We start from the raw sequence: 22,842 nt of genomic DNA on the forward strand, positions 1-22,842 counted from the left end.
TAACGTAGAATAATTAGGAGAGATAACATGGAGTGGACACAGATTTTTATTCCCATAGTGGTGAGTTTTGCCATTACAGTGAGCGTAATGCCACTATTCATTGGCTATTTTCAAATGAAAAAACAAGGGCAGGTTACTCGTGAAGATGGCCCAACTTGGCATAGCGTGAAAACAGGTACCCCTACAATGGGGGGAGTCGTTTTCCTTGTAGCCAGCTTGATTACTTCATTAGCAATGGGGTTGTTCTTCCACCAATTTACGCCGTCTCTACTAATTATTCTATTTATTTTAGTATTATACGGTTTGTTAGGTTATTTAGATGATTTCATTAAAGTCTTTAAAAAACGGAACATGGGCTTGAATTCTCGTCAAAAATTAATTGGTCAAATTTTTGGTGGGTTGGTTTTCTACTTTGTTTATCGAAGTGAAGGCTTTTCAGACACCTTAGATTTGTTTGGAGTAGCAGAAGTTCCGTTAGGTATTTTTTATGGTGTGTTTATTATTTTTTGGTTAGTCGGTTTTTCTAATGCCGTGAATTTGACAGATGGGATTGATGGCTTAGTTGCTGGTTTAGGAACAATTTCATTTGGTACTTATGCAATTATTGCCTGGAAACAACAACAATTTGATGTTGTGATTATCTGCCTAAGTGTGATTGGTGGGCTGATTGGCTTTTTCCCTTATAATAGAAAACCAGCAAAAATCTTCATGGGTGATGTTGGTTCATTAGCATTAGGTGGATTGTTAGCAGCAATTTCAATTATTTTGCATCAAGAATGGACGCTACTTTTAATTGGACTTGTCTACGTTTGTGAAACAGCAAGTGTTATTTTACAAGTTGCTTCATTTAAATTATTTGGTCGACGGATTTTTAAAATGTCACCAATTCATCACCATTTTGAAATGTGTGGTTGGTCTGAATGGAAAATTGATTTTGTCTTTTGGTCTGTCGGTTTAATCTGTTCAGGAATCACATTATGGATTCTTTTCTAATCTATCAAAGGGGAAATTGACAATGAAAAAAATAACAACCTATCAAAACAAAAAAGTGTTGGTTTTAGGACTAGCTAAAAGTGGTGTCAGCGCAGCGAAACTCTTACATGAGTTAGGTGCGCTCGTTACCGTTAATGACGCAAAACAATTTGATCAAAACCCTGACGCCCAAGATTTATTAACCTTGGGTATTCGTGTTGTTACAGGGGGACATCCAATTGAATTGTTGGATGAAGAATTTGAACTAATCGTTAAAAATCCTGGTATTCCTTATACAAATCCACTTGTGGCAGAAGCACTAACTCGGAAAATTCCTATCATAACTGAGGTGGAATTAGCAGGTCAAATTGCCGAATGTCCAATTGTCGGTATTACGGGCACCAATGGTAAAACAACCACGACCACGATGATTGGTTTACTGCTAAATGCTGACAGAACGGCTGGTGAGGCACGTTTGGCGGGAAATATTGGTTTTCCAGCGAGTACGGTGGCTCAAGAAGCAACAGCCAAGGATGATCTTGTGATGGAACTTTCTAGTTTTCAGTTAATGGGAATTGAGACGTTTCACCCACAAATTGCAGTAATTACAAATATTTTTGAAGCACACTTGGATTATCATGGTTCGCGGAAAGAATATGTTGCTGCAAAATGGGCCATTCAAAAAAACATGACCGCAGATGACACCTTGATTTTAAATTGGAATCAAGTAGAGCTTCAAACGTTAGCTAAAACCACAGCAGCCAACGTATTGCCTTTTTCAACGAAAGAAGCAGTAGAAGGGGCTTATCTTTTAGATGGGAAATTATATTTCAATGAAGAATATATTATGCCCGCCGATGAGCTAGGGATTCCTGGCAGTCACAATATTGAAAATGCACTCGCAGCGATTTGTGTAGCTAAATTAAAAAATGTATCGAATGCTCAGATTAGACAAACTTTGACAAACTTTTCAGGCGTTCCCCATCGAACGCAATTTGTTGGCGAAGTTCGGCAAAGACGTTTTTATAACGATTCAAAAGCAACCAATATTTTAGCTACAGAGATGGCGTTAAGTGGGTTTGACAACCAAAAGCTACTTTTACTTGCGGGTGGCTTGGATCGCGGTAACTCATTTGATGAATTGGTTCCTGCCCTGTTGGGACTCAAAGCAATTGTTTTGTTTGGAGAAACCAAAGAAAAATTGGCGGAAGCTGCTAAAAAAGCGAACATTGAAACAATTTTATTTGCTGAAAATGTTCAAACGGCGGTTACCATTGCCTTTGATTATTCGGAAAAAGATGATACTATTTTACTATCACCTGCTTGCGCAAGTTGGGATCAATACCCGAATTTTGAAGTACGCGGGGAAGCCTTTATGCAAGCTGTTCAACAATTAAAAGAAAGTGAAATGTGAGAAAATGAAGATACTAGTAACTGGTGGTGGCACAGGTGGGCATATCTATCCTGCGTTATCCTTCGTCGAACACGTCAAAAAAGAAGCACCTGCAACAGAATTCTTGTATGTGGGAACAGAAAATGGTCTAGAAAGTCAAATTGTGCCAAAGGCGAAAATTCCATTTAAAACGATTAAAATTCAAGGATTCAAGCGTTCGCTAAGTCCTCAAAATTTTAAAACAATTTATTTATTTTTAACAAGCATTAATAAAGCAAAAAAAATTATTCGTGAATTTCAACCAGATGTGGTCATTGGTACAGGCGGTTATGTTTCTGGTGCAGTAGTTTATGCGGCCCACCAATTGAAAATACCGACAATTATTCATGAACAAAATAGTATCCCCGGAATGACAAATAAATTTTTAAGTCGTTATGTGGATAAAATTGCGATTTGTTTTCCAGATGTCGCTAGTTTTTTCCCGAAAGAAAAAACAATTTTAACAGGGAACCCGCGGGGACAAGAAGTCGTAACGGTGGAAAAGTCAGCTATTTTATCAGAGTTTGGCTTGGATCCAGCAAAGAAAACGGTGGTTTTATTTGGCGGAAGTCGTGGCGCCTTGAAAATCAATCAAGCGTTTGAACAGGCCTTTCCTTTGTTTGAAGAGAGAGAGTATCAAGTTTTATACGCTTCAGGAGAAAGATATTATCAGGAACTTCAAGAAAGTCTAAAGCTTTCTGAAAAGAAATTGACAAACATAAGTGTGCAACCGTATATTGATAAAATGGTTGAAGTGATGGCTAATACCGATTTAATGGTGGGACGTGCAGGAGCAACCTCAATTGCGGAGTTCACCGCATTAGGATTACCAGCAATTTTAATTCCGAGTCCTTACGTCACGAATGATCATCAAACGAAAAACGCGCAAAGCTTAGTAAAAGTTGGTGCTGTTGAAATGATTCCAGATGCAGAATTGACCGGCGCTCGTTTAGTTGCGGCAATAGATGATATTTTATTAAACAATGAAAAAAGACAACAGATGGCAACGGCGTCCAAAGGGGAAGGCATCCCAGATGCAAGTGATCGTTTGTATCAAGTTGTGAAAACGTTAGTCTGAGATAGGAGGTGTGGAAGATTAGTAACGAGAACGATATATTCAAAAAAAGAAAACCATTACCTCCAAAAAAATCGGAAGAGTCTCAACCTGAACTGACACCTTGGCAAAAACAAAACCAAGAATATTTGAAGAAGCAAGCGGAAGAAGCTGCTTTAAAAGGTGAAAACGAACAAGCAGAAGTCACCATCACTTTACAAGAACAAAGTCAAGAAGAGCCTCAACAACATCTTCCACAAGAAACAGTGGAAGAAGAGGAGCATTTTGCAGATCGTTTACCGAACGTTAAGAAAACACGGAACAAGCGCTTATATAGGCGTTTAGCCTTTATTTTAACTTGTTTAGGGACAGCCATTTTAGTGGCATTGTATTTTGTTTCGCCTCTTAGTCGATTGAGTGAAGTAACAGTTTCAGGTAACAAAAGTGTGGAGAGTCAAGCGATTATTCAGCAGTCAAAACTTGAAACGGGCAGTGGCTTATGGGAGCAGTATTCAAATAGAAATTATTTTTCTGCAAATATTCAGAAAAAGTTTCCAATTATAAAAAAGGCGAACATTAAGTTAAATGGTATTAATTCATTTAAAATTGATATTCAAGAGTATCAAATTGTCGCTCTTGCTGCGACTAAAGGCGGCTATCATCCGATTTTAGAGAATGGTAAAACTTTGGCGGAAACCACCAAAGCTGCTGAAAGTGGCAAACCAATTTTTGAGAATTTCAAAGAGGATAAATTAATCCCTGAATTAATGGCCTCTTACAACAAATTACCTCAAGAAATTAAACAAGGAATTTCAGAAATTAAATATGCACCATCAAAAACCAATAAAGACTTGATTAATGTCTATATGAATGATGGAAATCGAGTGATTGTTAATATTTCTGATTTAAGTGAAAAAATGGCTTATTATTCACAAGTAGCCGAGCAAATGGACAAACCTGGAATCGTTGATATGGAAGTCGGCATTTTTTCTTATCCGTATGAAAAAGAAAGTGAAGAAACGGGCAGTGAAGTTTCCGAAGATTCAGCGGTTGAAAATCAAGAAGTTGTGGACCCAAATGCAGGCGTAGCAACGGATGAAGCGAATAATGGTACGCCGACAAATGGAGAAAATCAAGAAGTGCAACAAGCAGAATAAGTTTTTTACAAAAATGTTTCAAAAATTAACGAACAAATTCGTATAATCTGCTTTCTAAAACCCCCATTTTTATGGTAAAATTGGAAGAAGTGAATAATACTAAAAAAGAGATAGTTAAACGGACGCCTTTGTCCGCTTAGATATTGGAATTAATAGGAGGAGGAATTCCGTTCATGGCAAAAACAGGAATGTATGTAGGCCTCGATATTGGTACAACTTCTGTCAAAGTAGTTGTCGCTGAATATATTGAAGGTCAAATGAACATCATCGGCGTTGGAAATGCAAAATCAGACGGTTTGAATCGAGGGATTGTCGTCGATATTGATCAAACAGTTCAAGCAATCCAACGGGCCGTTCGACAAGCCGAAGAAAAAGCCGGCATTCAAATTAAAAGCGTAAATGTTGGATTACCAGCGAATTTATTAGAAGTAGAAAGCTGTCAAGGAATGATAGCTGTTAGCAGTGAATCAAAAGAAATTACAGATGAGGATGTGCGCAACGTCGCATCTGCAGCTTTGGTTCGTTCAACTCCTCCTGAACGTCAAATTGTTGCAATCTTACCGCAAGACTTTACCGTCGACGGCTTTGAAGGCATCAAAGACCCACGTGGAATGCTTGGCGTTCGCATGGAGATGTTTGGCGTTGTCTATACTGGACCAAAAACAATCATCCATAACATCCGTAAATGTGTTGAAAAAGCTGGCTTAGGAATTAACGAATTAGTGATTACACCGCTTGCTTTAACAGAAACAATTTTAACAGATGGCGAAAAAGACTTTGGAACAATTGTCATTGATATGGGTGGCGGTCAAACAACGACATCTGTTATCCACGACAAACAATTGAAATTTACTCATGTTAACCAAGAAGGCGGCGAGTTCATCACGAAAGATATCTCAATCGTATTGAATACTTCTTTTAACAACGCCGAAGCCTTAAAAATTAATTATGGGGATGCTTATCCAGAAAGAACTTCAGCAAACGAAGAGTTTCCTGTTGATGTTATCGGTAAGTCAGAGCCTGTAAGAGTGGACGAACGTTACCTTTCAGAAATTATTGAAGCGCGTGTGGAACAAATTTTGAGAAAATCAAAAGAAGTTCTGGATGAAATTGATGCGTTTGAATTACCTGGAGGCGTTGTATTAACTGGTGGCGCCGCTAGTATGCCAGGTATTGTCGATTTGGCGCAAGAGATTTTTGAAGCCAACGTAAAACTATACGTACCAAATCACATGGGCTTACGTAACCCAGTCTTTGCTAATGTCATTAGCATTGTGGAATATTCAGCGCAACTAAACGATATTTATCACATTGCCAAATATGCAATCCCTGGTGAAAAATCGAAACCAGCACAATCAGTCGCTGTCCAACAAGAAGTTCGCTATGACACATATGCTGAACAGCCTCAAGAAGAATATGAAGAATTCAACGAACGTGAGTCTGGTGAAAAAGTGACAGGCAAAATCAAAGACTTCTTCTCGAACATTTTCGACTAATCACACAAACAGGAGGATACGATATCATGGAATTTTCATTAGACAATAACATTAACAACGGTGCAGTCATTAAAGTTATCGGTGTAGGTGGCGGCGGCGGAAACGCTGTAAACCGTATGATCGAAGAAAACGTTAAAGGCGTGGAATTTATCACAGCCAATACAGACGTTCAAGCATTAAAACATTCAAAAGCAGAAACAGTGATTCAATTAGGCCCTAAATACACTCGTGGTTTAGGTGCCGGTTCACAACCTGAAGTTGGCCAAAAAGCTGCAGAAGAAAGTGAACAAGTGATTTCAGAATCATTACAAGGCGCGGATATGATTTTCATTACTGCTGGTATGGGTGGCGGAACTGGTACAGGTGCTGCGCCAGTAGTTGCAAAAATCGCTAAAGAATTAGGCGCTTTAACAGTTGGTGTAGTAACTCGTCCATTTAGTTTTGAAGGTCCAAAACGTGGTCGTTTTGCCGCTGAAGGAATTGCCTTATTAAAAGAAAACGTTGATACACTATTAATTATCTCAAACAACCGCTTATTAGAAGTCGTTGACAAGAAAACGCCAATGCTTGAAGCATTTAGAGAAGCTGATAATGTATTACGTCAAGGTGTTCAAGGGATTTCAGATTTAATCACTGCACCAGGTTACGTAAACTTGGACTTTGCTGACGTGAAAACAGTGATGGAAAACCAAGGAACAGCTTTAATGGGAATTGGTGTAGCGAGCGGCGAAGAACGCGTAATTGAAGCAACGAAAAAAGCTATTTCTTCACCATTGTTAGAAACATCAATCGATGGTGCGGAACAAGTCTTATTAAACATTACTGGTGGCTTAGACATGACCTTGTTTGAAGCACAAGATGCTTCAGATATCGTTACAAATGCTGCTTCAGGTGATGTGAACATCATCCTAGGTACATCAATCAATGAAGATTTAGGCGACGAAATTCGTGTAACAGTAATCGCTACAGGTATTGATGAATCAAAAAAGGATAGAAAACCGCACCGTCAAACAAGACAAGCGGTTCAACCAATGCAACAAACAACTCAATCTGTGGAAATGGATCAACCAAAATCACAAGAAGAAGCAAGTGCTTTTGGCGATTGGGATATTCGCAGAGAACAAAATACACGTCCAAAAGTTGATGAATCTTCATTAGAACAAGTAGACAAAAAAGAATTTGACACATTCCACCGTGAAGAACCAAATCACAATGATGACGAATTAAGTACGCCACCATTTTTCCGCAGAAAACGATAAGGAGCATCGATTAGAAATGATAGCTGAAAACTTAACAAATATTAATAATCAACTTCAGCTAGCATGCAAAAGCTCACAGCGCTCTGTTGCTGATGTGACAATGATTGGCGTCACTAAATCAGTAGGAATTGAGGAAGCAGCAGAGCTTGTTCAGCTTGGTGTCCAGAATTTAGCTGAAAACCGAGTAGATAAGTTACTAGAAAAGAAAGCTGGATTGGAAAAATTTAATGATATTCAGTGGCATTTAATTGGTAATTTACAACGTAGGAAGGTAAAATTAATTATTAATGAGATAGATTATTTTCATGCATTAGATAGTCTGAGTCTAGCCAAAGAAATTCAAAAAAGAGCAACGAAAGTTATTCGTTGTTTTGTTGAAGTGAATATAACTGGGGAAGAAAGCAAGCACGGCTTTCGTAAAGAAGACGTCTTACCTTTCATTCAAGAACTTGCTGATTTGGACAAAATTCAAATCGTCGGTCTAATGACTATGGCACCTTTTGGGGCAAGTGAAGAAGTATTACATGCAACATTTAGAGAATTAAAAGAGCTGCAAATGACCGTAAATGAGAAACATTTATCTTTTGCTCCTTGTACAGAACTTAGCATGGGAATGAGTAACGATTTCCCAATCGCAGTTGAAGAAGGTGCAACTTTTATACGAATCGGAACAGCGTTATTCAGAGATGCGTAAAGGAGAGGAATTTATGTCAATTTTTAACAAGGATGCGTTATCGAGCTTTTTTGGCTTATCTGGCGAAGAAGATGATTATTATGATAACTACGAAGAATATGAAGAGCGCAAAGCAGTTAATGAACCACCGCGTCGTGCAGCTCGGCCTAAACCACAACGCCCTGTTCAACAACAGGAAAGTTACAGTCAGCCAGCTTATACACAACAAAGTGAGCCTGTAGTTGAAAAGCCTTCTGCACGCTATCGTTCTGCTGAAGCGCATCAAGAAAGAGACACACAACAAGCTGCTTACACAGAGAAAAAAGTGGTTTCTATGCGTAGTTCTAATCAATCAGCGACTACGAATACAAGACGAGCACAAGAAAGCACCGCCAATGCAAAAACACATAAAATTACTATTATTGAACCACGTGTGTATTCAGAAGCAATGAGCATTGCGAAACATTTATTTGCTGAAGAAGCTGTGCTAGTTAATTTTACATTAGTAGAAGAAGACCAAGCACGACGCATCGTTGATTTCTTAACTGGTACTGTGTATGCTTTAGACGGAGATATTCAGCGCGTTGGCAATGAAATCTTCTTATGCACACCAGCGAATATGGAAATTGATAGTGCGACAGCACAATCTTTAGCCAACAAACAATTCTTTGATTTCTAAGCCTTAGGGAGGTGTTATTATCGCAACACTGATTACTCTATTATACAAAGGCGTTCAAATCTATTCAGGATTACTAGTGATTTACGCGCTACTTTCATGGTTTCCAGGAGCATATGATTCTGCTTTCGGGCGTTTGCTCTCTAGAATTTGTGAACCATACTTAAGTTTGTTTGACCGTTTGAATTTAAGGATTGGAATGGTTGGATTTAACGTAATGGTAGGGATTATTGTCCTTAACCTAGCAGCGGGTGGCTTAGCAGTCATTTTACGAGCTATTGTTTATTAATAACTTTTAGAAAGGATGATTTATCTATGAACGCAAATGTGTATCAACATTTCCGCAAAGATGAACATCCTTTTATTGACACTGTCGGGGATTGGCTAGAGCAAGTGGAGATGCAATACGCGCCTTATTTGACAGACTTTCTTGATCCTAGACAGGCGTATATTTTGGAAACGTTGATTCGACAAAACAGTGATTTATCGTTTACTTTTTATGGTGGTTATGAGCAAGCAGAACGAAAACGCTGCTTGATTTATCCAGCGTATTACATACCAGAAGAGACAGATTTTGGTGTTGTATTATTTGAAATTATTTATCCATCTAAATTTGCGACATTATCTCATGGGAAAATTTTAGGCACCTTGATGAATGTTGGGGTTCGTAGGGAAGCCTTTGGAGATATTATTTCCGATGGTGATAAGTGGCAGGTTTTTATAGCACAAGAAGTAGCTGGCTTCGTTGTTAACCAAGTCGACAAAATTGGTAAAATTACTGTTCGCTTAGAAGAACGGGATTATACACAAATTTTGATACCGAAGGATGGTTGGCAAGAAGAGCGAACGACTATGAGCTCTTTGCGGCTGGATAGTGTGATTTCCGCCGTATTTAATATTTCAAGGCAGCGATCAAAACAATTGATCGAATCTGGTAAAGTAAAAGTCAATTGGACAGAAACGACACGACCAGATTTTGCTTTAGGCTTATTAGATATTGTTTCGATACGGGGATTTGGGCGCCTTCAGATTCAAGAATTAGAAGGAAAAACAAAGAAAGAAAAATTTCGTGTCCTCTTAGGGGTATTGAGAAAATAATCTCGAACTTTTGTTTAAGAAAACCATTTTGGCTGTTCATTCAGACGAAGTTGTGTATAATAAAAAAAGTAAGATATTTGCTATTTCAGGATTAGTATGAGAATGTGTTCATAAGGGGTTTTACAAAAATAATCCAAAGAGGTGAAGGAATATGGCATTAACTCCATTAGATATTCAAAACAAAGACTTCTCAACAAAAATGAGAGGCTATAACCAAGACGATGTAGATGACTTTTTAGATCAAGTCACACGTGATTATGAAGATGCATTACAAAAAAATCGTGAACTTGAGAAATCATTAAAACACGCAGAAGAAAAATTACAATACTTCAATGAATTGAAAGATGCATTGAACCAATCAATTATTGTTGCACAAGATACCGCTGATAAAGTGAAATCAAGTGCCAACAAAGAATCAGAAATGATTATCACTTCGGCAGATAACCAAGCCAAAGAAACCTTGGTAGAAGCTGAACGTAAATCAAATGCAATGATTGCAGATGCTGAAGCGAAATCAACACAAATCTTAGCAGAAGCAATTGAACGTGCTCGCCAATTAGCTGGGGAAACAGAAGACTTGAAGAAGAAAACACGTGTCTTCCATCAACGCTTAAGCTTAATGCTTGAAACTCAATTAGAGCAAGTGAAGAGTGAAGAGTGGGAAGAGATTTTAAAGCCTTTTTCTAGTTATGTCGGAGACAAACATACAGCAGTTAAGGAAATTCTTGATGAACAAGACCTTGACAACGAAAATGAAACTGTTGTAAACTCTGAAGAGAACACAGATGCTGTAGTAGAAAAAAAGCCTGTAATTGAAGTCACTGAAGAAACAATTGAAGAAGAATCAAAATAGATAGAACAGAACGTTTAATGTTTATTCTTAGCAGCGAGTCAATGATAGTGAAAGTTTGACAGACACTGGCATTAAACAGATCCTCTATCCTAGATGCAGTTCTGAACACTTGAGTAGGAATTGCCGGATAATTACCGTTATCAATTTCAGAGAAAGTAGGGGCAACTCTACTTTGAATTTGGGTGGTAACACGAGTACTTCGTCCCTTGGGATGGAGTACTCTTTTTTTATCTACTTTTATCAGCTATCGTTCATCTTTAGTATGAACTAACACAATTAAATCGATAAAATGAAAGCGAGGCAAATGCATATGAAAATGAAAGAAACATTGCAATTAGGAAAAACAGCTTTTCCAATGCGTGGGAACTTGCCAAACCGTGAAGCAGAATGGCAAAAAGACTGGGAAGAAAAAGGCTTATATGAACAACGTCAAAAATTAAACGAAGGAAAACCAACCTTTGTTTTACATGATGGCCCTCCGTATGCAAACGGAAATATTCATTTAGGACATTCTTTGAATAAAATCAGTAAAGATATTATTATTCGTTCAAAATCAATGTCTGGTTTCCGTTCTCCTTATGTGCCTGGTTGGGATACTCATGGTTTACCAATTGAGCAAGTGTTAACCAATAAAGGGGTTAAACGTAAAGAAATGACTGTCGCTGAGTATCGCGAAAAATGTAAAGAGTATGCCTTATCACAAGTCGATAAACAACGTAACGATTTTAAACGTTTAGGTGTGTCAGGCGATTGGGAACATCCATATATTACGTTAGATCCAGAGTATGAAGCAGCAGAAATTCGTGTTTTTGGTAAGATGGCAGAAAAAGGCTATATTTATAAAGGTTTAAAACCAATTTATTGGTCTCCTTCAAGTGAATCTTCTTTAGCAGAAGCAGAAATTGAATACAAAGATGTAAAATCACCTTCTATTTACGTAGCTTTTAATGTGGCCGATGGTAAAGGTCTTTTAGATAACGAGACAGCCTTCGTCATCTGGACGACAACCCCTTGGACATTACCAGCCAACTTAGGTATTTCAGTTAATCCTGATTTTACGTATGTTGAAGTGAAGGCAGACGGTCGTAAATTTGTAATTGCTAAAGATTTATTAACAACAGTTAAAGAAGCGATTGGTTGGGAAGAAGTAGAAGTCTTGCGAGAATTTTCTGGTGAAAAATTAGATCGTATGACAGCTCAACATCCATTCTATGATCGAACATCACTTGTTATGCTAGGCGACCACGTGACGCTAGATGCCGGGACTGGCTTAGTTCATACCGCACCAGGACATGGTGAAGATGACTATATCGTTAGCCGTAAATATGATTTACCTGTTATTTCTCCTGTTGACAGCCGTGGGGTCTTTACAGATGAAGCACCTGGTTTTGAAGGAATTTTCTATGACAAAGCGAATCCAATGATTACTGAGTTATTAGAAGAAAAAGGCGCGTTATTAAAATTAGATTTCTTTACGCATAGTTATCCACATGATTGGCGTACCAAAAAACCAGTTATCTACCGTGCAACGCCACAATGGTTTGCTTCAATCTCTAAATTCCGTCAAGATATTTTAGATGAAGTTGAGAAAGTTGACTGGCTAATTCCTTGGGGAAAAACACGTTTATATAATATGATTCGTGACCGTGGTGATTGGGTAATCTCTCGCCAAAGAGCGTGGGGTGTACCATTACCGATCTTCTATGCTGAAAACGGGGAAGCCATCATTACGCCAGAAACAATTGAACATGTAGCGAATTTATTTGCAGAACATGGATCAAATATCTGGTTTATGCGTGAAGCAAAAGAGTTACTACCAGCAGGCTTTACACATCCAGGTTCACCAAATGGCGAGTTTACCAAAGAAACAGATATCATGGACGTTTGGTTTGACTCAGGTTCTTCACATGAAGGAGTTTTACGAGAAAGAGAAGAGTTAACTTTCCCAGCAGATATGTATTTAGAAGGTTCTGACCAATATCGTGGTTGGTTTAACTCAAGTATTACAACAAGTGTCGCTATCAATGGAGTAGCGCCTTATAAATCAATTATTTCTCAAGGGATGGTTCTCGATGGCGAAGGCCGTAAGATGAGTAAATCGTTAGGCAATACTATCTTACCTGAAAAAGTTATCAATCAAATGGGTGCAGATATCTTACGCTTGTGGGTAAGTAGTGTTGACGCGGAAGCCGATGTGCGTGTCTCAATGGATATCTTAAACCAAGTATCTGAAGTGTACCGGAAAATCCGTAATACTATGCGTTTCTTGTTAGCGAATACGAGTGATTTTAATCCAGCTGAGCATACTGTAGCTTATGCTGATTTACGTTCTGTAGATAAATACATGACGGTTCGTTTAAATCAAGTCATTCAAGAAATCCGTGAAAATGGTTATGAAAAATATAATTTCATGCATATTTATCGGACAGTTATGAACTTCTTAACTGTGGATCTATCTTCTTTCTATTTAGACTTTGCGAAAGATGTCGTTTATATTGAAGCAGAAAATGATTATCAACGTCGTTGTATGCAGACTGTTTTCTATCAAACATTGGTTTCATTAACAAAATTATTGACACCAATTATTCCACATACAGCGGAAGAAATTTGGAGTTTCTTACAAGAAGAAGAAGAGTATGTGCAATTAGCTGAATTCCCAGGTTACGAAACGTTTACTAATGAAGAAGAATTGATGGATACATGGGCAGCCTTTATGGATTTCCGTGACAATGTCTTAAAAGCGTTGGAAGAAGCTCGTCATTCTAAATTAATCGGTAAATCGTTAGAAGCCAAAGTGACCGTTTATCCAAATGAACAAATTCGTCAATTAATGACAGCTGTTGATGCAGATATTGCTCAATTACTAATTGTTTCCGACTTTGAAGTATCAAAAGAAGTAGCACCTAGTGAAGCTGTTCAATTTGAAGACATGGCTATTTTAGTTGAAAAAGCAGAAGGCGAAACGTGCGACCGTTGTCGTTCCGTTCGTCAAGATGTCGGCTCAGATGAAAAATTACCAACACTTTGTGGCCGTTGTGCACACATTGTTGAAGAAAACTATCCAGAAGCGGTTGCTGAAGGATTCGAATAAACAAGGAAAAAGATCCGCTAGTTGTTAACTAGCGGATCTTTTTCCTTGTTTATTGATCAAGTTGACCGCGGTCACGGTACCAGTTATCTGGTTGCCATTCCCAAGTAAAGCCATCTTTTTCTAATAAGTCGAAGGCAGCTTGCGGGCCCATTGTGCCAGCGGCATAATTAGGGAAAGAAACGTCTGTTTTATCCCAAGCATGTCGAATAATGTCAACAATGCGCCAAGATTGGGCAACTTCGTCCCAATGAGAGAAGTTTGTACTATCGCCATTTAGGCAGTCTAATAGAAGTTTTTCGTATGCTTCTGGACTATTTTCAGTCATTTCAGCACTTTGACGGAAATCAAGTTTCACTGGAGTTGTATTGAACCCTTGACCGATTTCTTTTCCATTTAAGGTTAATGAAAATCCTTCAGTTGGTTGGATATAGATAGTTAAAACATTCGGTGGTAAATCGGTTTTATCGCATTCTTCACACGTATCATCTTTGAAGACATTAATAGGTACTTGTTTAAAGACGATGTTAATGCGTGTGCCTTTTTCAGTTAATCGTTTACCTGTGCGAACATAGAAAGGGACGCCAGACCAACGGAAATTATCAATTAAAAATTTACCAGCAACAAAAGTTTCAGTGGATGAAGTTTCTGCCACATTTGGTTCATCACGATAGGCTGCGAATGTTTGATCAGCTAGCTGACCTTCGCCGTATTGTCCACGCACGAAATTTTGAAGGGCTTCTTCTTCAGAATAAAGGCGGATGGCACGTAAAGCTTTTACTTTTTCAGTCCGAATTTCTTTTTCAGAAAAGGCAACAGGAGGCTCCATAGAAAGCAATGCAACGACTTGTAAAATATGATTTTGAACCATATCTTTTAGTGCGCCACTGTGGTCATAATAGCCGCCACGATCCTCGACACCTAAGCTTTCAGCGAAGGTGATTTGGACATTATCAATGTAACGATTGTTCCATTGTGATTCAAAAATATTATTGGCAAAACGAATGGCTGAAATATTTTGGATCATTTCTTTGCCTAAGTAATGGTCAATTCGGAAAATATCTTGTTCAGGAAATGCAGCACGAATTTCTTCATTTAATTCGTAGGCAGATTCATAATCAGAACCAAATGGCTTTTCGATAATTAGACGATCAAAGCCTTCTTCCGAAATAATATGTTGTGATTTCAAGTGATTAACAATGGTTCCAAAGAATTGAGGAGCCATAGCTAGATAGTAAACATGATTGCCTTCTAAGTGGTATTGTTCATTTAGGCGATCAGATAATTCTTTTAAGGTATTATAATGTTCCGTATCATTCACATTATGTGATTGGTAATAGAAATGACTAGAAAATTCAGTTGCCTCTTCGGCCGTGGGATTTAAGTCTTGAATGGTTTCACGAACGATTTCACGATAGTATTTGTCTGTCCATTCCCGACGTGCGGTACCAATCACCGCAAAACGCTCAGCTAATAATCCTTTTTTATATAAGCGGAACAGGGAAGGATACAATTTACGTTTGGCAAGATCACCTGTCCCCCCGAAAATAGTAAATAATGCTACTTTTTCATTCATTAGTTTTCCTCACTTTCTCTAATCAACGGCTCAACAAAAATTGTGTTTGCTGCTTTAAAGCTGACGGATAATTCTTTGTTTTCATTATAAATGGTGATCGGTCCTTCATATGCAGCAATTTCTTTAATCGTATATTCTTCTTGAATATTTAAATCAATGGAAACTAAATAATCCAGTAATTCTTTTTCGTCTAAGACACGTGCAATCCGAATTTTTGTGCCAACAGGGTAGTCTGTTAACGTTTGGCGTTTCTCCTCATGAATGGGTTGATTATCTTCGGGAATAACACCACCGTGTGGACAAAATTCTGGATGATTTAAATAATCCGCTAAACGGTTCACAAGCGTCTGTGAAGTAACATGTTCTAAAACTTCTGCCTCTTCGTGCACATCATTCCAAGTGTAATTTAAGTGCTCTACTAAAAAGACTTCCCAGATTCGGTGTTTGCGAATTAACGTACTCGCTTTTTTTAAGCCTTTTTCAGTTAATTGTACCCCTTGATAAGGAGAATGCTCAACCAAATCTTCTTTTACTAACTTTGAAATCATCTCACTAACCGAAGCTGCCGAAACATCGAGTCCAGAAACAATTTGTTTATTATTCACTTTAACTTCGTCGCCACCTAATTCAAAAATTAATTTTAAATAGTCTTCGCGATTTGGTGTCATAGGGGCTCATCCTTTCAAAAAAACATCATCCTAAGTTTATCAGAAAAAGGCGCATTTGACTATTTAATAATATTCAAGTTGTAAGAAAACTTTCTGAATGCTTTTGCAAGGGATGTAAAAAAATAAATCACCCACCGCACATACTTCATTTTATGTGTCGTGGGTGATTTATTAATTGTAAATAGCCCGTTCTAGTGTGTAGGTTTCGTCGTCGGCTTCATCGTAAAGCGTCGCAGGGACACCATTTTCACATTGAATGATTAAATGGTAACCTAACTTGTCTAAGATAACTAAGCGTTTAGGGGTTAATTCAACAAGCAAGGCATGCGTTTGTTTGCCATCAATGAAAACATTGAAAGATGAGGTGATTTCTAAGGTGTGTTGCGTGGCTTTCTTCACGTCTACAAACCACCAATGCCCAGTATAATTGTGTTGAAGCTCCTGTGGGGAAGGGAGCTGTTTATTTTTTTTCCAGAGGATAGAGCCTGCTAATCCAGTAAGTAAAGATGCGCCAACCAAGAAAGTCCAATGTTTTTTCAAAGAAATTCCTCCTAACCTTCATTTTCATTTATTCGTCTTCGTTACCTTTATTATATAGAACTTGTCTAAAATATTCGACTAAATCGCTGAGAATTGACAAATATTTAATGATTGACACAAGATAGTAAAATTGTTGGTTTTGGTCTATACTTTTCCTTGTTTTTTTATGGTATAGTGTGTAAGAAAGGAAGTCTGTGTATGAAGTACCCGAATGTCCAACTTGCTTATTTTATCGAACGACCCAATCGGTTTATTGCACACTGTCGTTTAATGGAAACGAATGAAGAAGTAATCACACATGTCAAAAATACTGGCAGAGGGAAAGAAGTTTTTTTACCAGGTGCTGTTGTGGCGCTTAGTTATCAACCATCGCCTAAAAGAAAAACAGATTACGATTTGATTGCAGTAAAAAAAGGTTCTATTTGGATTAATATTGATAGCCAAGTACCGAATACATTAGTCAATGAAGCGTTAAAAAATGGTCAAATTGTGCTTCCTGGTTTAGTTGGTACGATCCAAACTGTTAAACGTGAGCAACGATTTGCACATTCAAAATTTGATTTTCTAGTGGAAACGGATGCGGACGAACAAGCTTTTGTCGAAGTGAAAGGCATGACTTTAGAAAATAAAGGCATCGGTGCTTTTCCTGACGCACCAACACTTCGTGGCTTGAAGCATGTCACTGAACTAATGGCTGCAACTAAAGCGGGTTACCGCTGTTACATTTTGTTTGTGGTCCAATTTGAAGCAATTAAGCAAGCAACGATTCACCAAGAGATGCAACCTGCCTTTGCTGAAAATGTGGGTGCTGCAATTGATCAAGGTGTGCAAGTCCTTGCTTACAATTGCCACGTAACACCAGCAACGATTGAACTTAAGTCACAGGTAACCTTTGATTTATTACAGGCATTTGATGATCCTAATAAATAACTTGAAGAACTCCTAGCGCTTTAAGGCAGGGTAATTACGTGACTTTTGTACGAGAGATTACTATTATAAAGAGAGTAAATAAACAAAAAATGGAGGTTTTTGATTATGATACATTTAGGCGTAATTGGTACCAATTGGATTAGTCATCAATTTGTTGCAGCAGCTTTAGAAACGGGTGCGTATGATTTAACGGCTGTTTATTCTCGGAAACTAGCAACGGCACAAGAATTTGGTTCTCGCTATGGGGATGTGGAATATGCAATTGATTTAGAGACGTTTTTTGGTATTGCACATATGGATACGGTTTATATTGCCTCACCAAATTCATTACATTTTGAACAAGCGAAGCAAGCAATTTTAGCGAAAAAAAATGTAATTGTTGAAAAACCAGCTTTTTCAACGCCTGATGAGATGGCAGAAATTATTGAATTAGCGAATAAAAATCGTGTGTATTTCTTTGAAGCGGCCCGTAATATTCATGAGCAAAGTTTCCAAAAAATTGCTGAATTATTGCCATTAAAAAACCAAATTTTAGGTGCGAATTTTACGTATATGAAATATTCTTCTCGCTATGATCAAGTATTAGAAGGCAAAGAGCCAAATATTTTTTCTCCTCATTTTTCTGGGGGGGCCTTAGCGGATTTAGGCGTTTATTTAGTTTATGCAGCCTTAGGTTGGTTTGGCGTACCAAACGAAAGCCATTATTTTGCTAGTAAAATTGCGACAGGTGTCGATGGCTTAGGAACAATTATTTTACGTTATGATCAGTTTGACGTGACGTTAAACACTGGGAAAATTAGTGATTCTTTTGCGCCATCCGAAATTTACTTTGAAAACGGGACCTTGATTTTAGATAGTGTCAATGCTATTTCTTCGGCTGAGTACCATGATCGCGCACATGAAGAACGTGATGTCTTAGATATTCAAGTAGCCGATAATCCAATGATTGAAGAAGCCCGTGATTTTGCAGCAGTTTTAAATAACCCAACAGATAAGTATTGGGGCACCAAGTATGAAGAATGGGTTGAGCTTGCTCGAAATGTCAATAAAGTAGTCACTGATTTACGTCATAGTGCCGGCATTATTTTTGATGCTGATAAATAAGAATTAAGCGATAGGAAAGGAACAATATGAGATTTTTAGAACAACTTCCAGAGGCTTGGCAAGAACAGTGGCAAGCTTCTGGCTTTAACGAACCATCAACAATTCAAGAAAAAAGTTTTACGCCCCTTCGCGAAGGAGAAAATGTTTTAGGAATTTCGCCGACAGGAACTGGAAAAACACTTGCTTACATGCTGCCTTTACTCTTAACTGTTGAAAAAGGACAGGGAAATCAATTGTTGATTATTGCTCCGTCTCAAGAATTAGCTATGCAAATTGCTGAAGTTGCTCGGACTTGGGCTAAACCACTTCAATTAACGGTTCAAACGTTAATCGGCGGGGCAAATGTTTCACGCCAGATTGACAAGTTAAAAAAACGTCCCGAAGTGTTAATCGGAACGCCAGGTCGGATTTTAGAGTTAATGAAGAACAAAAAAGTCAAAGCTCAGTTGTTAAAAACAATTGTAATGGATGAAGTTGATCAACTTTTCCAAGAGGAAGAGCTAAGTTTAACCAAACAAATTTTGACACACACACCAACCGAATACCAACTTGTCTTTTATTCAGCGACTGCTGATCGTGTCGTGAATCAAGCGCAATCTTTAAGTCAAAAATTACAGGTGATTGATGTGACGGAAGAAGATACTTCAGCAGGTCAAGTCGCCCACTACTTTATTCGGTTAGCACCAAGAAAAAAAGCTGATTACTTACGTCGTTTGGCCCATACAGAAGCATTCAGAAGCATGGTCTTTTTCAATCAAGTTGCTGATTTAGGTGCAGCAGAAGAAAAATTAGTTTATGAGAATGTTCCGGCTATTGGTCTGGCTTCAGATCAAAGTAAACAGTTGCGTAAATTGGCGATCGATCAATTTAAAGCAGAACGAGTGAAGTTGTTATTAACCACGGATATTGCGGCACGGGGCTTAGATTTCACTGGGGTCCCTTACGTCGTAAACGTAGATGTTCCTTTAACCGAAGAGAGCTATATTCATCGTTCTGGTCGCGTTGGCCGGATGGGTGCACAAGGGGCAGTGATTACGTTTATCAACGATGGCACCAAAAGGGATTATCAACGTTTGATGAAACAATTGGCCATTCCTTATCAGGAAATCTTTTTATATGATGGTGCACTTCATGAGCAGCCAAAAGCCAAAGATGAACTAGAAAAAAAGAACGTAGTCAAAGATACGTCTTCAGAAAAAAAGAGTACGAAAGAAAGAAAACCAGAAACAGTAAATTCTGTTGTCAAAGAACCACAAGAAACACGCAAAAAGAAGAAAAACAAAAAGAAAAACACGAAAAATAAAGGAGCTCGTAAAGCGAAGAAATAACGCTTTACGAGCTTCAAGCAGAACGTTGTATCGAGGAGGATTCCATGAAATCTCGGAAGGAAGAAATCTTAGCGTTACTTCAAAAAAATGAAACTGGCTTAACGGCAGGAGCGGTAGCAGAACAGTTAATGATTGATCGCAGTAATGCCAGCCGTTATTTAAATGAATTATTCAAAGAAAAGAAAATTACTAGAAGTACTGGACGTCCTGTTATCTATTCAGTGCCAACAATCAATGAAGGAGAACAAGTCCATGTAGATGAGTCCACCTCTGTTAGTTTTGACACATTAGTAGGTGCCAATGATTCTTTAAAAGTGAGTATTCAGCAGGCCAAGGCGGCTATTTTATATCCACCAAGAGGTTTGCATACGATTATTTTTGGGAAAACAGGAACAGGGAAATCTCTTTTTGCTGAATGTATGTACCGTTTTGCAATTGATTCAAAAACCTTAGATGAAGATGCCCCTTTTGTCTCTTTTAATTGTGCTGATTATGCACAAAACCCACAATTATTATTTGGTCATATCTTTGGCGTAAAAAAAGGCGCCTATACTGGTGCGAATGAAGATAGTCCAGGCTTAATGGCAAAAGCAGATGGCGGGATTCTCTTTTTAGATGAAATTCATCGTTTACCGCCAGAAGGTCAAGAAATGCTCTTTACGTTTATTGATAAAGGCGTGTACCGTCCATTAGGAGAAAGTGGCCAAACCTATGAAGCCTCTGTTCAAATTATTGGTGCGACAACGGAATCCTCAGAAAACTTTTTAACCACTTTTAATCGGCGGATTCCGATGTCGATTACATTACCATCTTTAGATGCACGGACGCTAGATGAGCGTTATGCCATCATTTCGTTATTTATTCAGCAAGAGGCAACACGTTTGGGCCAACAAATTGATATCGAACGCGAAGCAGTTTTGGCTTTTATGTTATACGATGCAGAAGGAAATATTGGTCAGGTGAAGCGGGACTTAAAATTAGTTTGTGCTAAGTCATTTCTTTATTATCGGACGCACAATTTAGAACACTTGGTTATCCGTAAACGGGATTTGTCGTTACCTGTCCAAAAAGGATTATTAAAAATTAAAGAAGTACCTGAGCGCTTAGATCAATTTGTCGACAGTAAAAGTAATTATTTATCTTTCCAACCAGGTACCAACAAAATTGTTTGGTCGCAAGATCCAGCTAGAGACATGCAAGTTTACAATGAAATCGAAGAAAAAGTCGCTGACTTGTCTGAAGCTGACTTAGAAAATGTTGATTTAGAAGAATTGATTTCTAAAGATATGAATGCGTATTTTAAAAATTATGTCGAAGAATTAACCCAACATTCTTTACATAAGGAGTTATTACCAGAAGCTATTTGGGACTTAACGAATCGTCTTTATGATATCGCAGAAGAGCGTTTGGAACACACGTACAACGAAACTGCGCGCTTTGCCTTTGCGCTTCATTTACAAAGTACGATTGAACGTGTCAAAGAAGGTCATGTGATTGTCCATCCTGATTTAAATAATGTCCGTAAAAATATGAAAAAAGAATTTCAAGTAGCCTTAGATTTATCTTCTATTATTGAAGAAGAGAACAACATAGAGATTCCTTTCGATGAAATTGGCTTTATTAGTATGTTTTTATCTATTAATGTCGGTAAAGAAGAAAGAACTCCAGAAAATAATGTTGGTGTGTTCGTCTTAATGCATGGGGATTCTACTGCCTCAAGTATGTTGAAAACCGCCCAAGAACTTTTAGGAACGTCAATCGGAACAGCGATGAATATGCCGTTAACGATGGAAGTTCAAACAATGTATGAACAATTACGAAACCAAGTAATTACGCAAAAAGAATCGTTAAATAATGGGATTTTATTACTGACGGATATGGGTTCATTAAATTCGTTTGGAAATATGTTGTTTGAAGAAACAGGTATCCGAACAAAGGCGATTACAATGACGAGCACAATGATTGTCTTAGAAGCTATTCGAATGGCAAGCGTGGGACGAAGTTTAGAGGACATTTACCAAAATATTCAACTTTCTTTTGAAAGCGTTGTGAGAGAACAATTTCGTTCTAGTCTGCAAAAACGTCAAAACGTAAAAAAAGCAGTAATCGTGACGTGCTTTACTGGAGAAGGGGTTGCCGCAAAACTATACCAACGAATCTTACCAGTTATTGATGAAACAAAAGTGGAACTGATTCAAATGCAATTTATTGAACGAGAAACATTTAAAAAACATATCGACAACTTGATGGAAGAATATGAAATTAAGGCCATTGCGGGAACTGTGGATGTTGAATATCAAAATATTCCCTTCTTTTCCGTCTATGATATTTTTGATGATGAAAAATTAAATGTACTGAAACGGATTGCTAGTGATGAAGTGGCGATTGATACAATTGTTCATTCACTAAGTGGCGTCATTACTTCTGTGGACTCCTTACAAAAATTAATTCTCATGTTACAAAAAACAGTTCATCAAATACAAACAGACATGCATATTATTGTTGAACCAGGGGTGGATGCCGGAATCATGATTCATTTGGCTTTTCTGGTAGATGCTTTAATTAAAGGAGAAGAAACAAGAAATTTTCCAAACTTAGCGGAATATGTTAAAACACATCGTTTAGAAATCGATGTCGTACGCACGAATTTTATGTTAATTGAACGGGCGTATCGTGTGACGATTCCAGAAGCGGAAGTTGCGCATGTTACCCAAATGTTTTTAGAAAATGAAATTAAAAGTAAACAATAATAAATAAAAAAAACATCAAGAAATGAGAAAACGCTCTCTTTTTTCTTGATGTTTTCTTTTTGTAAGTTACACACAATTTCATGTGTGTAAGCGTTTTCTTTTAGTGTGTGCACGCTTTTTTCGATGACAAAAGCTGTTATATCAGTATTTTAGTGAGGAAAAAACTTGGCACAATTATTGCTATAAAT

General features: G+C 37.9%; 19 protein-coding genes. 16 read left to right on the plus strand and 3 right to left on the minus strand.

The annotated features are described in order from the left end of the window. The first annotated feature begins 27 nt into the window (after positions 1-27). The 12 genes from mraY (at position 28) to ileS (ending at position 13,761) form a co-directional block, all read left to right on the plus strand. Entirely contained in the window at positions 28-993 is a 966-nt protein-coding gene (mraY, locus tag IGL42_RS03645; protein ID WP_002355894.1) for a phospho-N-acetylmuramoyl-pentapeptide-transferase, read from the plus strand. A 22-nt stretch (positions 994-1,015) separates the two neighbouring features. Continuing rightward, entirely contained in the window at positions 1,016-2,386 is a 1,371-nt protein-coding gene (gene murD / locus IGL42_RS03650) for a UDP-N-acetylmuramoyl-L-alanine--D-glutamate ligase (RefSeq protein WP_078122656.1), read from the plus strand. A gap of 4 nt (positions 2,387-2,390) precedes the next feature. Next, complete coding sequence (murG, locus tag IGL42_RS03655; protein WP_002355896.1) at positions 2,391-3,482, plus strand: undecaprenyldiphospho-muramoylpentapeptide beta-N-acetylglucosaminyltransferase; 1,092 nt, start codon at positions 2,391-2,393, stop codon at positions 3,480-3,482. A gap of 8 nt (positions 3,483-3,490) precedes the next feature. After that, a complete protein-coding gene (locus IGL42_RS03660) occupies positions 3,491-4,615 on the plus strand; it encodes a cell division protein FtsQ/DivIB (protein WP_047648882.1) in 1,125 nt (374 codons plus the stop codon). Between the two features lie 173 nt (positions 4,616-4,788). Further along, positions 4,789-6,111: a cell division protein FtsA gene (ftsA, locus tag IGL42_RS03665; protein ID WP_002355898.1), complete on the plus strand. Its 1,323-nt coding sequence runs from the start codon at positions 4,789-4,791 to the stop codon at positions 6,109-6,111. A gap of 26 nt (positions 6,112-6,137) precedes the next feature. After that, the gene (gene ftsZ, locus IGL42_RS03670; protein WP_002355899.1) at positions 6,138-7,370 is read left to right on the plus strand and encodes a cell division protein FtsZ; all 1,233 of its coding nucleotides are present in this window, start codon (positions 6,138-6,140) and stop codon (positions 7,368-7,370) included. A gap of 16 nt (positions 7,371-7,386) precedes the next feature. Then, positions 7,387-8,064: a YggS family pyridoxal phosphate-dependent enzyme gene (locus IGL42_RS03675; RefSeq protein ID WP_002358890.1), complete on the plus strand. Its 678-nt coding sequence runs from the start codon at positions 7,387-7,389 to the stop codon at positions 8,062-8,064. Between the two features lie 13 nt (positions 8,065-8,077). Continuing rightward, complete coding sequence (locus IGL42_RS03680; protein ID WP_002355901.1) at positions 8,078-8,722, plus strand: cell division protein SepF; 645 nt, start codon at positions 8,078-8,080, stop codon at positions 8,720-8,722. Between the two features lie 28 nt (positions 8,723-8,750). Further along, on the plus strand, positions 8,751-9,008 hold the full coding sequence (locus IGL42_RS03685; protein WP_002355902.1) for a YggT family protein: 258 nt from the start codon (positions 8,751-8,753) through the stop codon (positions 9,006-9,008). A gap of 26 nt (positions 9,009-9,034) precedes the next feature. Continuing rightward, the gene (locus IGL42_RS03690; RefSeq protein ID WP_010710701.1) at positions 9,035-9,817 is read left to right on the plus strand and encodes an RNA-binding protein; all 783 of its coding nucleotides are present in this window, start codon (positions 9,035-9,037) and stop codon (positions 9,815-9,817) included. A 151-nt stretch (positions 9,818-9,968) separates the two neighbouring features. Next, positions 9,969-10,670: a cell division protein DivIVA gene (gene divIVA / locus IGL42_RS03695; protein ID WP_002355904.1), complete on the plus strand. Its 702-nt coding sequence runs from the start codon at positions 9,969-9,971 to the stop codon at positions 10,668-10,670. Positions 10,671-10,980: 310 nt separating this feature from the next. Further along, complete coding sequence (gene ileS, locus IGL42_RS03700; RefSeq protein WP_002381313.1) at positions 10,981-13,761, plus strand: isoleucine--tRNA ligase; 2,781 nt, start codon at positions 10,981-10,983, stop codon at positions 13,759-13,761. Between the two features lie 49 nt (positions 13,762-13,810). On the opposite strand, the gene zwf is transcribed toward ileS, so the two are convergent. The 3 genes from zwf to IGL42_RS03715 form a co-directional block, all read right to left on the minus strand. Then, positions 13,811-15,334 carry a glucose-6-phosphate dehydrogenase gene (gene zwf, locus IGL42_RS03705; RefSeq protein WP_104842572.1) on the minus strand — a complete coding sequence of 508 codons (1,524 nt, stop codon included), beginning with the start codon at positions 15,332-15,334 and terminating at the stop codon, positions 13,811-13,813. Continuing rightward, complete coding sequence (locus IGL42_RS03710; protein ID WP_002358896.1) at positions 15,334-16,002, minus strand: metal-dependent transcriptional regulator; 669 nt, start codon at positions 16,000-16,002, stop codon at positions 15,334-15,336. The genes zwf and IGL42_RS03710 overlap by 1 nt, the downstream gene beginning before the upstream one ends. Positions 16,003-16,173: 171 nt before the next feature. Continuing rightward, positions 16,174-16,542 (minus strand): DUF4828 domain-containing protein, encoded by a 369-nt coding sequence (locus tag IGL42_RS03715; protein WP_002355908.1) that lies wholly within the window; start codon positions 16,540-16,542, stop codon positions 16,174-16,176. A 198-nt stretch (positions 16,543-16,740) separates the two neighbouring features. Here IGL42_RS03715 and sfsA point away from each other — a divergent pair, with 198 nt between their 5' ends. The 4 genes from sfsA to IGL42_RS03735 all read left to right on the plus strand — a co-directional run bounded on the left by sfsA (position 16,741) and on the right by IGL42_RS03735 (position 22,654). Further along, entirely contained in the window at positions 16,741-17,472 is a 732-nt protein-coding gene (sfsA, locus tag IGL42_RS03720; protein ID WP_104842573.1) for a DNA/RNA nuclease SfsA, read from the plus strand. 105 nt (positions 17,473-17,577) lie between these two features. Further along, positions 17,578-18,576 carry a Gfo/Idh/MocA family protein gene (locus tag IGL42_RS03725; RefSeq protein WP_002355910.1) on the plus strand — a complete coding sequence of 333 codons (999 nt, stop codon included), beginning with the start codon at positions 17,578-17,580 and terminating at the stop codon, positions 18,574-18,576. 26 nt (positions 18,577-18,602) lie between these two features. Continuing rightward, the gene (locus IGL42_RS03730) at positions 18,603-19,904 is read left to right on the plus strand and encodes a DEAD/DEAH box helicase (RefSeq protein ID WP_002383417.1); all 1,302 of its coding nucleotides are present in this window, start codon (positions 18,603-18,605) and stop codon (positions 19,902-19,904) included. Between the two features lie 44 nt (positions 19,905-19,948). After that, entirely contained in the window at positions 19,949-22,654 is a 2,706-nt protein-coding gene (locus IGL42_RS03735) for a sigma 54-interacting transcriptional regulator (RefSeq protein ID WP_002373633.1), read from the plus strand. Positions 22,655-22,842: the final 188 nt, after the last annotated feature.

It is taken from the genome of Enterococcus sp. DIV0712, from assembly GCF_050554855.1.
Taxonomy (GTDB): domain Bacteria; phylum Bacillota; class Bacilli; order Lactobacillales; family Enterococcaceae; genus Enterococcus; species Enterococcus faecalis.

Bases quoted from the DNA above. Each gene is read 5' to 3' on its own strand.
- mraY (WP_002355894.1), top strand. From the start codon at position 28: ATGGAGTGGACACAGATTTTTATTCCCATAGTGGTGAGTTTTGCCATT.
- murD (WP_078122656.1), top strand. From the start codon at position 1,016: ATGAAAAAAATAACAACCTATCAAAACAAAAAAGTGTTGGTTTTAGGA.
- murG (WP_002355896.1), top strand. From the start codon at position 2,391: ATGAAGATACTAGTAACTGGTGGTGGCACAGGTGGGCATATCTATCCT.
- ftsA (WP_002355898.1), top strand. From the start codon at position 4,789: ATGGCAAAAACAGGAATGTATGTAGGCCTCGATATTGGTACAACTTCT.
- ftsZ (WP_002355899.1), top strand. From the start codon at position 6,138: ATGGAATTTTCATTAGACAATAACATTAACAACGGTGCAGTCATTAAA.
- IGL42_RS03675 (WP_002358890.1), top strand. From the start codon at position 7,387: ATGATAGCTGAAAACTTAACAAATATTAATAATCAACTTCAGCTAGCA.
- IGL42_RS03680 (WP_002355901.1), top strand. From the start codon at position 8,078: ATGTCAATTTTTAACAAGGATGCGTTATCGAGCTTTTTTGGCTTATCT.
- IGL42_RS03690 (WP_010710701.1), top strand. From the start codon at position 9,035: ATGAACGCAAATGTGTATCAACATTTCCGCAAAGATGAACATCCTTTT.
- divIVA (WP_002355904.1), top strand. From the start codon at position 9,969: ATGGCATTAACTCCATTAGATATTCAAAACAAAGACTTCTCAACAAAA.
- ileS (WP_002381313.1), top strand. From the start codon at position 10,981: ATGAAAATGAAAGAAACATTGCAATTAGGAAAAACAGCTTTTCCAATG.
- zwf (WP_104842572.1), bottom strand. From the start codon at position 15,334: ATGAATGAAAAAGTAGCATTATTTACTATTTTCGGGGGGACAGGTGAT.
- IGL42_RS03710 (WP_002358896.1), bottom strand. From the start codon at position 16,002: ATGACACCAAATCGCGAAGACTATTTAAAATTAATTTTTGAATTAGGT.
- sfsA (WP_104842573.1), top strand. From the start codon at position 16,741: ATGAAGTACCCGAATGTCCAACTTGCTTATTTTATCGAACGACCCAAT.
- IGL42_RS03725 (WP_002355910.1), top strand. From the start codon at position 17,578: ATGATACATTTAGGCGTAATTGGTACCAATTGGATTAGTCATCAATTT.
- IGL42_RS03730 (WP_002383417.1), top strand. From the start codon at position 18,603: ATGAGATTTTTAGAACAACTTCCAGAGGCTTGGCAAGAACAGTGGCAA.
- IGL42_RS03735 (WP_002373633.1), top strand. From the start codon at position 19,949: ATGAAATCTCGGAAGGAAGAAATCTTAGCGTTACTTCAAAAAAATGAA.